At 69.2% G+C, this 12,869-nt stretch carries 11 protein-coding genes; 3 read left to right on the forward strand and 8 right to left on the reverse strand.

Annotation, left to right across the window (positions count from 1 at the left end; translation table 11 throughout):
- Positions 1-112: 112 nt before the first annotated feature.
- Entirely contained in the window at positions 113-1,000 is an 888-nt protein-coding gene (locus VD972_RS03380) for an AraC family transcriptional regulator (RefSeq protein ID WP_414653978.1), read from the forward strand.
- Between the two features lie 11 nt (positions 1,001-1,011).
- Here VD972_RS03380 and VD972_RS03385 read toward each other — a convergent pair whose 3' ends face one another.
- Positions 1,012-1,875 carry a hypothetical protein gene (locus VD972_RS03385; protein WP_324980634.1) on the reverse strand — a complete coding sequence of 288 codons (864 nt, stop codon included), beginning with the start codon at positions 1,873-1,875 and terminating at the stop codon, positions 1,012-1,014.
- 91 nt (positions 1,876-1,966) lie between these two features.
- Here VD972_RS03385 and VD972_RS03390 point away from each other — a divergent pair, with 91 nt between their 5' ends.
- Both VD972_RS03390 and VD972_RS03395 read left to right on the forward strand, forming a co-directional pair.
- Positions 1,967-4,558 carry an adenylate/guanylate cyclase domain-containing protein gene (locus VD972_RS03390; protein WP_324980636.1) on the forward strand — a complete coding sequence of 864 codons (2,592 nt, stop codon included), beginning with the start codon at positions 1,967-1,969 and terminating at the stop codon, positions 4,556-4,558.
- A 3-nt stretch (positions 4,559-4,561) separates the two neighbouring features.
- Entirely contained in the window at positions 4,562-5,674 is a 1,113-nt protein-coding gene (locus VD972_RS03395; protein WP_324980638.1) for a M48 family metalloprotease, read from the forward strand.
- Between the two features lie 16 nt (positions 5,675-5,690).
- Here VD972_RS03395 and VD972_RS03400 read toward each other — a convergent pair whose 3' ends face one another.
- From VD972_RS03400 to VD972_RS03430, 7 genes are all read right to left on the reverse strand, one after another.
- Entirely contained in the window at positions 5,691-6,047 is a 357-nt protein-coding gene (locus VD972_RS03400) for a (2Fe-2S) ferredoxin domain-containing protein (RefSeq protein ID WP_324980641.1), read from the reverse strand.
- A 103-nt stretch (positions 6,048-6,150) separates the two neighbouring features.
- Positions 6,151-6,879, reverse strand: a complete 729-nt coding sequence (locus VD972_RS03405) for an NADH-quinone oxidoreductase subunit I (RefSeq protein WP_324980644.1) — start codon at positions 6,877-6,879, stop codon at positions 6,151-6,153.
- A gap of 29 nt (positions 6,880-6,908) precedes the next feature.
- Positions 6,909-8,381 carry a complex I subunit 1 family protein gene (locus VD972_RS03410; protein ID WP_324980647.1) on the reverse strand — a complete coding sequence of 491 codons (1,473 nt, stop codon included), beginning with the start codon at positions 8,379-8,381 and terminating at the stop codon, positions 6,909-6,911.
- Positions 8,381-10,264 carry a 2Fe-2S iron-sulfur cluster-binding protein gene (locus tag VD972_RS03415; protein ID WP_324980650.1) on the reverse strand — a complete coding sequence of 628 codons (1,884 nt, stop codon included), beginning with the start codon at positions 10,262-10,264 and terminating at the stop codon, positions 8,381-8,383. Before VD972_RS03415 ends, VD972_RS03410 begins: the two co-directional genes overlap by 1 nt.
- Positions 10,261-11,511 (reverse strand): NADH dehydrogenase (quinone) subunit D, encoded by a 1,251-nt coding sequence (gene nuoD, locus VD972_RS03420; RefSeq protein WP_324980653.1) that lies wholly within the window; start codon positions 11,509-11,511, stop codon positions 10,261-10,263. The genes VD972_RS03415 and nuoD overlap by 4 nt, the downstream gene beginning before the upstream one ends.
- A 24-nt stretch (positions 11,512-11,535) precedes the next feature.
- On the reverse strand, positions 11,536-12,054 hold the full coding sequence (locus tag VD972_RS03425) for an NADH-quinone oxidoreductase subunit C (protein ID WP_324980659.1): 519 nt from the start codon (positions 12,052-12,054) through the stop codon (positions 11,536-11,538).
- A 174-nt stretch (positions 12,055-12,228) separates the two neighbouring features.
- Positions 12,229-12,869, reverse strand: a 641-nt coding sequence (locus VD972_RS03430; RefSeq protein WP_324980656.1) for an adenylate/guanylate cyclase domain-containing protein, incomplete at its 5' end; no start/stop codon positions are given.

A 12,869-nucleotide genomic window follows, 5' to 3' on the forward strand; every position in this document is an offset into this window, starting at 1 on the left:
CGAGATCGAGGCCGGCTGACGCCGCCGCCATGCTGAACCACGCCCTCAACATGGAGACCGCCGAGCGCGGAAACCGTTGAGGCCACACCGGCTCCCGGCTACGACACCCGGCATGCCCAGGCCCCACGCCCCCCCATGCCCGAGGCCGTTGTCCTCGCGCGAAGACTTCGAAGCGATGCGTGTGCCTGTCTGGGCCGGCCGCTACGAGCACGCTGATGGCGTGCAGCACGGCACCTCCGTGCACTCCTATGCGGTCATCCTCCTCGTCACTCGCGGCCAGTCGAAGGTGCGCCATGCGGGCGAGCTCGTGCTGCAGGCCGGAGATGTTCACCTCATCCCACCGGGAGATCCGCACGGGCCCGCCCACTTCCAGGAGGCCGAGGGGTGGGCGCTCGCCTTCCGGCCGGAGGCAGTGTCCCAGGAGGACGAGGGGTGGGGCAGCGAGAGGGCCCCGCTGCTCGGCCCCTTCCGTCGGATCCGAAGCGGCTGCCACCCCGTCCTGCGCCCCTCCGCCTCCCAACGCCGCCGCCTCCAGCATTGGCTGAAGCTCATCGCAGCCGAGGCGGCCCAGGAAGAGCGCGGGCGGAACGAGGCGCTCGGAGCCCTGCTGCGGCTGGTGCTCATCGAGCTGGAGCGCATGGCTGCTCCCAAGGCAGCCCCCGAGTTCGTGGGCCTGAGTCTGGCCCGCCGCGCCCTCACGCACATCGAGGCGCACTGCCTCCAGGCTCTGTCGCTCACGGACGTCGCCGCCGCGCTTGGGCGCTCCGCCACGCATGTGGCCGGCGTCGTCCGCCAGGAGACGGGGCGGACGGTGGGGGAGTGGATCCTCGAGTACCGGATGGCCGAGGCTCGGCGGCGCCTCCGAGGCACCGACGAGCGCGTGGACATCATTGCCGAGCGTGTGGGCTACGCGGACGTGACGCACTTCATCCGCCTCTTCCGCCGCGTCCACGGTGTGACGCCCGCCGCCTGGAGGCGCCGGGCCACCGCCGCGGACTGAGGAGCGTCTGGCTACTGCGTGCGCACCACGCCCACATCCGCGGTGCCTGCCAGCAGCGCGCTGCCCAGGAAGAGGTTCTCCGACTGGGGGCCGCCGGTGCGCACCGACTGGAAGATGACCAGGTACGTCTGCTTCGGCATGGGGAAGGCGCTGCCCGGAATCGTCACTCGCTTCTGCTTCCAGTCCACCGGGAGGGCGACGAGCTTCAGGAAGTCCAGCGGCGCCGTCGGCACGTTGGTGTAGGTGGGCTCGCCCTGCTGCCCGCTGTCGCTCACCGGCACCACGGTGACGAAGCCCAGGGTCCGCTCCTGCCCCGAGGCCGGATCCGCCCGGTCGAAGGCCAGCTCCATGTTGGCCGCCATCCGCACCACGCCCGCGGACGGGTGCAGCGCCGCGATGGTCTCCTGGGTGGGTGCGTCCTTCACCTGGCCTACGAACTTCTCCCCGCTCCGCTCCGCGATGAACTCATAGGTGGCACCGCTCTGGTACGTCAGCGTGGAGTCGCCGGCGCTGGAGCGGCTGTAGGCGCCCGCGCCATCGCTGGTCAGGGACACCTTGGGGGTGCCGTTGGCCTGCAGGGAGACGGTGGCGCCCGTGAGGCCCTCGGGGGCGTCGTTCGTCCCCTTGCGCGTCCCCAGGAAGACGATGGCCGCTGTCTGGCCGGGGATCGTGAACGAGGACTGACCTCCGTCCGGTTGGACCCCCCCGTCCAGCCCCGCGACGGCCTCGGGAGAGATGGCGACATCCGGGGTGGAGAGCAGGGTGCCCACCATCACCGTCTCGGCGGAGATCTGGTTGGCGGTCTTCTCGAGATCGCACGCCAGGGGGGCGAGGCAGCAGGCGGCAAGGGCGGACAGCAGGGTGAGGCGTTTCATCGGAATCGATTCCTTCCAGAAGAGCCGGCCCTCAAAGAGAGCATATCAGCCCCAGGCAGGACAGGCGGTGGCGGGGTATTCTCCCGGCCCCGTGCAAAGCCGACCCGTCCAGTCCTCCGGCCTCCGCTTCCTCAAGCGGCTGGGGTTTGCCCTCCTTCAGACCGCCATCTTCGGCTCTCTGATCGGCGGGCTCGTCTTCGTGCGGGTGCCGCGGACGCAGCTCGAGACGGAGGGCGCGCCCCAGACGGTGCTGGCCTGGCTCGTGGGGCTGATCGAGCGCCCCGAGCGTGTCACCTACGACATGCGCGTGCGCGCCCTGGGCGAGGCCCTCCAGCGGCAGCGCGTCAAGGAGTCCAAGCCGCAGGAGCGCGTCGTCCTCGTGACGGTGGATGACGACACCCTCAGCAACGCGCGCCAGAGCCAGCACCGGGAGCTCGCCTCCTACCCCTGGCCGCGCGAGGTGATTGGCGGGATGACGCGCCGGCTGGTGGAGGAGGGCGCCACCGTCGTCCTGCTCGACATGCTCTTCCTCGAGCTGAGCCCACGCGGGTGCTTCACCCAGGAGCCCGGGGCCGGCGAGACGACGGATGACGAGCGCTTCCGGAGCCTGCTGAGCCAGGATGCCGGCCGCACCGCGCTCGCCTTCTCCTGGAGCGTTCCCCGCTCCAGCCCGCCCAGCTTCCAGCTCTGGCCGTACCGCGCGCGCGTGGGGACCCACCCCGGGCAGCTCGAGGCGCGCTCCCAGGCGCAGGCCGTGCTGGCCTTGCAGCGGCCCGCCTTCCTCATCCCCTCGGGGGACCGGGTGGAGGTGTGGGCCGGCGTGGAGGATGAGCGCGAGGGGCAGGTGATCGCCGCGCGGCTGGGTGCCAGCCAGACGCTGGTGCGCGAGCGCCGCAGCGCGGACGACGCCTCGCGCGTCACGGCGCTGGATCTCTTCGTCTCCCTGGCCGAGGTGGAGGTGGAGGGGCTGGATCCCTCCAAGCTGCTCCAGGTGCGCACCCTCCGGCACCCGGTGGTGCCGCTGCTCGGCTCCCAGAGCCTCCTGGGCGCGGTGACGGGCTTCCCGGACGCGGACGGTGTCGTCCGGGGCATGCTCCACCTGGTCAGCTACGAGCCCCAGGAGGGCAGGCAGCACCTCTTGCCCTCCCAGCCCCTGGCCGCGGCGATGAAGCTGGCCGGCACCCGCAAGCTCCGCTACGCCGACGGCCGGCTCCACGTGGGAGACGCCTTCTCGTTCCCCATGGACGAGACGGGCTACAGCCTCACGCGGTGGGAGACGGGGGATGCGGGCCGCACGGCGGGCGCCTCGGTGTTCCGCACCCTGCGCGCCTGGAACCTTCTGCTCAACCTCTTCGATGTCCGCGAGGGCCGCCCGGCCCGCTCGGCCCACGATCTCGAGAACCGCGCCGTCATCCTCACGAACACCTCCACGTACGCCACGGACTTCCGAGCCACTCCCGTCGGCGGGGCGACGCCCCGAGGGGCCGTGCTCGCGCAGTCGCTGGTGAACATCCTGGAGTCCGAGGGCATCACCCGCGCCGCGCCCCGCATGGATCTGTACCTGACCATGGGGATGGCCTTCCTGGGGGCCATTGTCGCCTTCTTCTTCAGCCGCAGCTTCCGCTCCGGCTTCGGCGCCGTCATCTACTTCTCCAGCATGGCGCTGGCGGGCGTGGGCTACTTCTGGGCGGCCCGCTACGTCTTCGTGGAGCAGCAGCTCTGGGTCGCCGTGGCCGGACCGCTGCTCGCCATGGTGGCCACGTTCCTGCTCACCACCGTCTACACCGTGCGCACCGAGGATGAGATCCGTGACTTCGTCAACCACGCGCTCGGGCGGTACGTGAGTCCCGAGGTGGCGCGGCTCGTCACGCGCGATCTCTCCCTGCTGGTGCACCCCGAGCGCCGGCCGATGACGATCTTCTTCTCCGACATCGCCGGCTTCACCCGGCTCTCGGAGCAGATGGAGCCGGAGCGGCTCGTCCAGTTCCTCAACGAGTACCTCACGGAGATGACCATGGCCGTGCGCGCCTCGGGCGGCCAGGTGGACAAGTACATTGGCGACACGGTGATGGCCTTCTGGGGTGCGCCCGTGCGCACGGATCGCCACGCGCACCTGGCCTGCGAGGCCTTCCTGAAGATGCGCGCGCTGGTGCTCGAGCGCCTGCCTGTCTGGGAGAAGAAGTACGGGCAGCACATCCACTTCCGCGCCGGCATCAACAGCGGCGAGGTGGTGGTGGGCGACATGGGCACCGAGCTCAAGTCCAACTACACGGTGTTCGGGGATGCGGTGGGCCTGGCCTCGTGGCTGGAGCGCTGCAACAAGTTCTACGGCACCTCCGTGCTGGTGGGAGAGAGCACCGCCCAGCTCGCGCGCGACGCCTACGTCTTCCGCGAGGTGGACCGGGTGCTGGTGAGGAACAAGCCGGCGACCATCCGCCTCCATGAGCTGCTCGGGCGCCAGGGGGAGATCTCTCCACGCGTGCAGGAGCAGCTCGCCCTCTACGAGCAGGCGTTGACGGCCTATCACCAGCGCCGCTTCGATGAGGCGCTCGCCTTGTTCGAGCGCAGCGCTTCGGAGTATCAGGACACCGTCGCAGCGGTGTATGCGGGCCGGTGCCGCCGCTTCCTCGTCACCGCTCCAGCGGAGGACTGGGATGGCGTCTACGAAGTCGGGGAGAAGTGAGCCATGAGCCCGCGGCGCATCGGCGTGGGGGTGGTGTTGGCGGGAGTGCTTGCCGGCTGCCAGGCGGCGAACACGCCCGAGTTCCTCACGCGGGCGGAGCGCAACCTCGAGGTCAGCCGGGGCCAGCTCCAGCGGGAGCTGGATCAGCGCAAGGACAGCCTCGGCTTGATGGGGGCCTCGCTCACCGGCTGCTCCCTGGAGCGGCGCCAGGTGTACGAGCTGGACGCGGAGCAGGAGTCCGCGCTGGGCCAGGCCGTGGCCGCGCGTCAGCTCGCGACGCTGGGGCTGGAGCCGCTGCCGGCCACGGATCCCGTTGCGCACTATGTGGATCAGGTGGGGCAGTACCTCGCGCTGGTCGCGGCCGCGGTGAGTAACTCCAGCGGGCCCGAGCGCGCGGGCCGGCCCGAGCGAGCCCTCAACAACCGCCCGTGGCCGCATGCGGGCTACCAGTTCCGGGTGCTGCCGTTGGAAGAGGCGCGAGCCACCGGAGGCCCGGGTGGCATCGTCATGATCTCCACGGGCTTCCTGCGCTTGCTCGAGAGCGAGGAGGAGCTGGCGGCGGTGCTGGCGCACGAGGTGGCGCACGTGCAGCGGGGGCACGGGGTGGAGGCGATCAAGGCCGCCATGTGCCACTACGAGGCGCGCCAGGAGTCCTCAGCCTCGCTCCGGGCCTTCGGCCAGCGAATCAAGCTCCAGCGCGAGACGGCTGCCAGCGGCTCACCGCTCGCTCAGGAGCGTGTGCCAGGGGAGCTGCTCCGAGGCGCCGCGGAGGAGGCGGTGAACCTGTACCGGGAGGGCTTCCTCGAGGACTTCGAGCTGGAGGCGGATCGCATCACCGTCCGGATCCTGATGGGGGCGGGGTATGACGCCCACGCATTCTCCCGGCTGATCCAGCGCAGCTCCCTGGAGACTCCGGCGAAACATCCCTGGCGCCGGATGCACCCGCCGCCCAGGGCTCGGCTGGCGGTGGTGGGCGAGCGGATCACCGCGCTCGGCCCGACGCAGGTCAGGCCCCCCCCAGACGCGGTGGAGCAGCGCAAGAAGCGCTTCCTGGACGCGATGGGCGCGCTGCCGGCCCTCATGGCAGAGCCGCAGTCCAGCCAGCCGCCCCCGTGAAGTTGCCAGCCGCGGGCTACGGATCCTCGTCCGGGTTCCCGAAGTACTCGCGGATGGGCTGATCCTGGACGATGTGCTCGGCGATCACGCGGCGCATCCTCTCCGGCGCCATGCGCGAGTAGTAGACCTCCCCGGGCCAGCCCATGAGCTGGAAGTCCTCGGGGGAGAGCGGATCGCGCTTGCGCCCCGTGTCCTCGCGGATCACCACGTTGGGGCCCATGTGGCAGAAGCCGTAGCAGCCGCCCCGGTACGCCTCACAGCGCAGGCCTACGGCGTGCTGGGAGAGCTCCTCCTTGGCCGCGGCGAAGACGGCATCGGACCCGTTGGCCTTGCAGTCCATGCCCTTGCACACGGAGAGGCGGTAGCGCTTCATCGAGGGCCCACCCTACCAGACGTGCGGCCCCCCTGAAACGACGCCAGCCCGCCAGCTCCACCCCGCAGGGAGGAGGGCGAGCTGGGGAGCAGGCCGCGCGGAGCTACTTGTGAGTGCGCGAGGTGGGCGTCTCTCCAGGGCCGAGCTTCTTCGGCTCGTGGCCCTTGCCCACGGCGTGCGGCGTCTTGAGCTGCACCAGGCCCTCGCCGACGCGCGTGTGGGCCTCCTTGTGCACGTGGTGCGGCTCCTCGGAGCCCTCGCGCTTGTTCCACGGATCGGACGGGTGCGAGACGGGCGGCCCCTTCAGCAGCTTGGGGATGTCGTACACGAAGCCCTGCCGGTTGTACTCGGGCTTGGTGTGCTCGTAGGTGTCCATGCGGATGGCGTCCTTGGGGCACGCATCCACACACAGGCCACAGACGATGCAGCGCAACTCGTCGATGACGAACTGGGTCGGGTACTTCTCGATGGTGCGCGACTCGCCTTCCTTGGCTTCCGTCTCGTACTCACCGGCCTCGATGTAGATGCACTGGGCCGGGCAGATGGTGGCGCACATGTAGCAGGCCACACACCGCGGCTTGCCATCATCCCGCGGCACCAGCCGGTGCAGCCCTCGGTAGCCAGGAGGGTAGGGGATCTTCTCTTCCGGGTACTGGACGGTGGTGATCAGGCTGGTGCCCGTGCGATCCACCACCTGAGGGTTCGTGTCCCGCGTTCCGAAGAGGTTCCGGAAGAAGTGGCGCGCGGTGATGCCCAGCCCCTTGAGGAGCTCAGGAAGGTAGGTCCGCTCGCGGACATCCGTGCGGGGATCTTGGGTCGCCTTGTAGCCCATGGCAGTCCTTGTCTCGCTTCCTCGAAAGCCTAATGCGTGGAGCCCGTGTTCGCAGTGGCGTGTCCATGGGCCGGCAGCGCCTGGCCATGAGCGGCCCCGGGCAGTGCGTGGGCGTCATGTCCGTGCCCCAGGGCGCCGTGGCCACCCCCGGGTCCATGCGCTGCCTCGCCGCCCTCCTTCCGGGAGAGCGTCAGGGCCATCAGCACGCCGAGCTGCAGCAGCCCGAAGATCGCCAGCATGCGCAGCGAGGGATCCCAGAGCACCAGCGCGCCGCTGATGAAGATGTTGGCCAGGCCCACGGGCAGCAGCATCTTCCACCCGAGCGTCTGGATCTGATCGTACCGGAAGCGCGGGAACGTCCAGCGGATGAGCAGCTGCACGAAGCACAGGAAGAGCACCTTCACCCAGAAGAGGGTGCCCAGCAGGGTGGCGTACACCAGCGGCTGGTCCTTGAGCTGCGCGGCCACCCACTCGCCGCCGAAGGGCAGGTGGTAGCCGCCGAAGAAGAGCGCCGCGGTGACGCCGGAGAGCACCACCACCTCGACGAACTCCGAGATCATGAAGAGGCCGAACTTCATGCCCGAGTACTCCACGAAGTAGCCGATGATCTCGGACTCGCCCTCGGGCACGTCGAACGGAGCGCGCTTGGTCTCCGCGAAGGCCGCGGCGAAGAAGCCGATGAAGCCCAGCGGCTGGAGGAGGATGCCCCACGCGGGCAGGCCGAAGTCGAAGCCCTCGCCGGCGGGGCCGCCCGTCCACTGCCACAGGTAGCGCGCCTGGCCGTAGGCGATCCCGCCCGTCTCCGCCGCCAGCTCGCCGATGATGCTCGGCAGCTGCACCGAGGAGAACGCCAGCATGAGGCCCACGAGGGACAGGCCCAGCGCCACCTCGTAGGAGATCATCTGCGAGGTGGCGCGCACGCCGCCCAGCAAGGCGAACTTGTTGTTGGAGGCCCAGCCCGCCAGCGCCGTGCCGTATACCGCCAGCGAGGCGATGGCGAGCAGGTACAGCACGCCGAAGTCCGGCGTGGCCACCACCATGTCCACCTTGTGCCCCCACAGCTCCACGCTGGGGCCGGCAGGGACGATGGCGAACAGGGCGAACACCGGCGCGAACGCCAGCAGGGGCGCCAGGTTGAAGAGGAACCGGTTGGCGTGCTCCGGGATGAAGTCCTCCTTGCTGAGCATCTTCAAGGAGTCCGCCGCCACGAAGGGCAGGCCCGCCAGCGAGCGGTTCTTCAAGCCCGGCAGGGCGATGCGCGCGCGGTTCGGGCCGATGCGATCCTGCATCAGCGCGCTCCACTTGCGCTCGGCCAGCGTGAGCAGGGTGGCGATGATCATCACGAAGATGAGCATCAGGAAGAGGATGTTCGTCAGCCGGCTGGCACCGGAGAAGCCGTACTGCTCCACGAGCCCGCCCACGGCGTAGGCGCTGGCCACGCCGCCGGCGAGCAGGAAGACGATGAAGCCGATGGCGAAGAGGACTGTGAGGACGCGGTTCATTAGATCCCTCTCACGCGGGGCGTACCGAACTCGCGGTAGCCCGGAGGACGGCCGTCGGCGCCGGTGGGCAGCGGGTTGATGCCCGGCCGCTCACGATCCGGCGGAGTGGCCTGCTCCCAGTGGAACGAAGCGAGCTCGGGCACCTGCGCCGCCAGCTCGCGGAACACCTCACGTGCGGAGCTCCACGCCGCCGCGCCGCCCATCACCTTGCTGATCTCCGCCACCCAGCGCCAGGTGGGCGCCGTGTCCCCCTTGGAGGGGTACGCCTTGCGGAAGCGCTGGACGATGCCGTCCTTCTGGACGAAGGAGCCATCGTCCTCGACGTGAGCGGAGGCCGGCAGCAGCACCGTGGCCTGCGCGCTGAGGGGCGACTCGTTGATCGCGAGCGCCACGAAGACCTCCGTGGAGGCCGCCGCCTGTGCGAAGGCCTCGGCGTCTCCCGGCACCTCGGTGCCCAGGGCGACCAGCGCCTTCACCTTGCCGGACTTCAGCGCGGGGGTCAGCTCCTCGAAGGCCTTGAGCGTGAGCCCCAGGCCCTTGGCGATGAGCTCCAGGCCCTTGCGGTTGGGGTTCTTGTCCTCCGTCATGAGGTAGTGGTCCGCGGCGCCCTGCGGCCGGCCGCCCACGTACACCTCCTTGACGCCCAGCGTGCCCTTGGCGAACGAGAGGCCCGCCAGCAGATCCTCGTTTGAGAGCAGCGGCGAGGCCAGCACCGCCAGCTGCGTGGTGCCCGCCAGCGGCTGGAGCTGCGAGGCCGCGGCCTTGGCCGCCTCCGCGCGGGTGATCTCCGGGCGGACGACGTTCGGGGGCTGGGTGGCGCGCCGGCCCACGGAGGCGCTCAGCACGCGGTTCAGGTTGAGGTACTTGTACGAGAGCCGGCCCTGATCGCACATCCAGCTCTTGTTGATCTCCTCGTTCTCGCGCGGGCGGTAGCGGTAGGTGTCCTGGGACATCCAGTCCGTGTAGATGTTGCAGCCGCGCGAGCAGCCGGTGCACACGGAGGGGGTGGCGGACAGGAACCACGCGCGGGCGCGGAAGCGGAAGTCCCGGTTGAGCAGCGCGCCCACCGGGCAGATGTCCACCGTGTTGAGCGAGTAGTTGCTGCTCAGCTCGCTGCCGGGGAACACGTCGATGCGCTCGTGGCTGCCGCGGCCGAACACGCCCAGCTGCGGCTCCTGGGGCACCTCGTTCATGAAGCGCACGCAGCGGGTGCAGAGAATGCAGCGCTCCTGATCCAGGACGACCTGGGGACCCAGCACCTTGCGCTTGTGCTTGAGGACCTTGCCGCCCTCCAGACGCGAGGGGCGGTAGTCGTACTTCATGTAGTAGTCCTGCAGCTTGCACTCACCGGCCTGGTCACAGATGGCGCAGTCCACCGGGTGGTTGAGCAGCAGGAACTCCATCACCGCGCGCTGCTGCTCCTTCACCTTGGGCGTGGTGGTCTTGATGACCTGGCCCTCGGCGAGCGGCGTCTGGCAGGCGGGCACCAGCTTGGGCGCGTTGGAGGCCTCGATGAGGCAGATGCGGCAGTTGGCCGCGATGGAGAGCCGCGGGTGGTAGCAGTAGTACGGGATCTCCACGCCCACGGAGTCGGCCGCCGCGATCATGTTCGTCCCCGGCTTCACCACGGCCTCCCGGCCGTCGATGGTGCAGGTGACGAAGCCCGGGTTCTTGGGCGGAGGAGGCTTGGGCGGGCCACCGGCGGGGGCCGGGGGCTTGGGCGGCGTGGTGCTGCTGTGGGCCACCGGCGGGTTGTCCGCCTTGGCGCCCGCGGGCGGGTTGGAGGGCTCCGGGCCGATCTTCGCCGCGGGCGAGTTTGTCGGCGCACCCGGCGGGGGTGGCTGCGCGTCTCCGGTCGGCTTCTTGGTGTCGTTCTCGCTCACTGCTCGACCTCGCCGCCGATCATGTTGATCATGTCAAAGGTGGGAATGAGGTCTGCCAGCATCTTGCCCTCGATGATCTGGGGGATGGCGGACAGGATGGGGAAGCCGGGCGCGCGGACATGGACCTTGTAGGGCCGGCCGCGCCCGTCGCTCACCAGGTACCAGCCCAGCTCGCCGTTGGCGGCCTCGGTGCTGTCGTAGACCTCGCCCGGCGGCACGGGGATGCCCTCCATCACCAGCTTGAAGTGCGACATGACACCCTCGATGGTGCCGTACACCTCGGGCTTGGGCGGCAGGGCGATGCGCCAGTCGTCCACGATGATGGGGCCGCCCGGCAGCTTCTGGAGCGCCTGGCGGATGATGCGATCAGACTGCTCCAACTCCTCGAGCCGCATGATGTAGCGATCGTAGTTGTCGCCGTGCTCGCCCACTGGCACGTCGAAGTCCAGCTGGCCGTAGACCCAGTACGGCTTCGCCTTGCGCACGTCGTAGTCCACGCCGGCGGCGCGCAGGCAGGGCCCGGTGAAGCCGAAGTCGATGGCGTCCTCGGCGCTGAGCAGGCCGGTGCCCTTCATGCGATCCACGAAGATGCGGTTCGCCATCAGCAGGCCCTTCACCTCCACCATCAGATCCTGGATCTTGTCGAGCGACTTGATCGTCTTCGGGATCCACCCCTCGGGCAGGTCGCGGTTGAGGCCGCCCACGCGCCCATAGCTGGTGGTGAGCCGCGCGCCCGTCAGCTCCGTCACGCGGTCCATGAGCAGCTCACGGCCCTCGATGGCGTAGAGGAACGGGGCGAAGCCGCCCAGCTCCAGCGCGGTGGCGCCCACGCACGTGAGGTGATCGTGCATGCGGTGCAGCTCGGAGGCGATGACGCGGATGTACTGGGCGCGCTCCGGAATCTCCAGGCCGATGAGCTTCTCCACGGCGTTGAGGAACCCGAAGTTGTTCATCATCGCCGAGTTGTAGTTGAGCCGGTCCGTGTACGGCAGACACTGCGTCCACGTGACGTTCTCGCAGCTCTTCTGGAAGCCTCGGTGGAGGAAGCCGATCTCGGGATCCGCCTTGACGATCGTCTCGCCGTCCAGCTCCACCTTCATGCGCACGGTCCCATGCATGGCGGGGTGGGAGGGGCCCATGTTGATGTACATCCGCTTGGTCTGGAGGTGCGTCTCCAGCTCCGACTCGTGGGCGTACGCGTCGGTGTCAGGGTTCAGGGCTTCGGGCTGCTTGGAGGGGTCCGACATGGAAGTGGAGTCCTCGAGAAAGCGTCAGGAGAGGCCGCTGGTGCCGGGGCCTCGGAAGATGTCCTTGATGGGGCGCTCAGGGATGAGCGGCTGCCTGTCGCGCAGGGCGTAGTCCTTGCGCAGCGGGTGCCCCTGGAACTCGTCGTACAGGAGGATGCGGCGCAGGTCCGGGTGGCCGACGAACTGGATGCCGTAGAAGTCGAAGGTGAGGCGCTCCCACCAGTTGGCACCCTTGTAGAGAGGAACCAGCGAGGGCACCTGGGGATTCGCCTCCGTCACACGGACCTTGAGCCGGACGTGCTCGTTCCTGGAGAGTGAGTAGAGGAAGTAGACGACCTCGAAGCGGGGATCGTTGTCGGCCAGCTGGAGCCGGTCCACCGCGTCGATGGAGAGGAAGAGCTTGAAGCCCAGCTCCGGGTCGTTCTTCAGGTACGCCGCCACCTTTGGCAGGTGCTGGGCATGGATGACGGCCCAGGCGCCGCCGGCCCTGTCGAGGTAGCGCTCCGCGACCGCCTCCGGAAGGTGGGCGGAGACCCTGTCCAACGCGAATGTGCTCAAGGGGGCCCCAATGGCAGAAGAATCCGCGGCTTTATAGGGAGGGGCGCCCGGGGCGTCAACGTAAAACCCCCAACCATGTAGGGCACTTACGTGCGCTAGAAGCGGGGGTGCGCGAGAGGCACGAAGTCGGGAGAAGCCATGGGAATGGCTTCGCACCTCTCATGCCGCAGCGACGGTACCGCCAGGCTGTACAGTGCCCCGAGGCTCGGGGATGAAGATCGCCACGGGCAGGCTCTTGCCGGGCACCATGGCCGGGGGCGCCTCGCGCCATGAGAAGGCTGCTCCCGCCTGCTCGCGGGTGGTGCGAGACACGAGGACCGGGGTGCCCACTGCCTTGGTGAGGCGCTCGATGCGGCTGGCCACATTCACCGTGTCCCCGATGGCCGTGTACTCCAGGCGCCGCGTGGCGGAGCCGATGTTGCCCAGCACCACCGGCCCCGTGTGCACACCTACACCCATGCGCAAGCCTGGCTCGCCCCGCTCCACGCGCTCGGCGTTGACGGCCTCCAGCTCGGCAACCATGTCCAGCGCGCACTGCACCCCTCGCCGGGCATGCTCTGGATCCGCGATGGGGGCGCCGAAGTACACCATTAGTGCGTCCCCGATGAACTTGTCGAGCGTGCCGCCGTTGCGGAACACCACCTCCACCATGCGCCCGTAGTACTCGTTGAGGATGGCCACGATCTGCTGAGGAGGCAGGCGCTCGCTCAGCGCGGTGAAGTCCCGGATGTCCGCGAACAGCAGCGTCACCTCGCGCAGCTCAGGGTGCGTCTTCGAGATGGCCAGATCCTGCAGCCGAT

The organism is Hyalangium sp. (genome assembly GCF_035629615.1).
Lineage (GTDB): Bacteria > Myxococcota > Myxococcia > Myxococcales > Myxococcaceae > Hyalangium.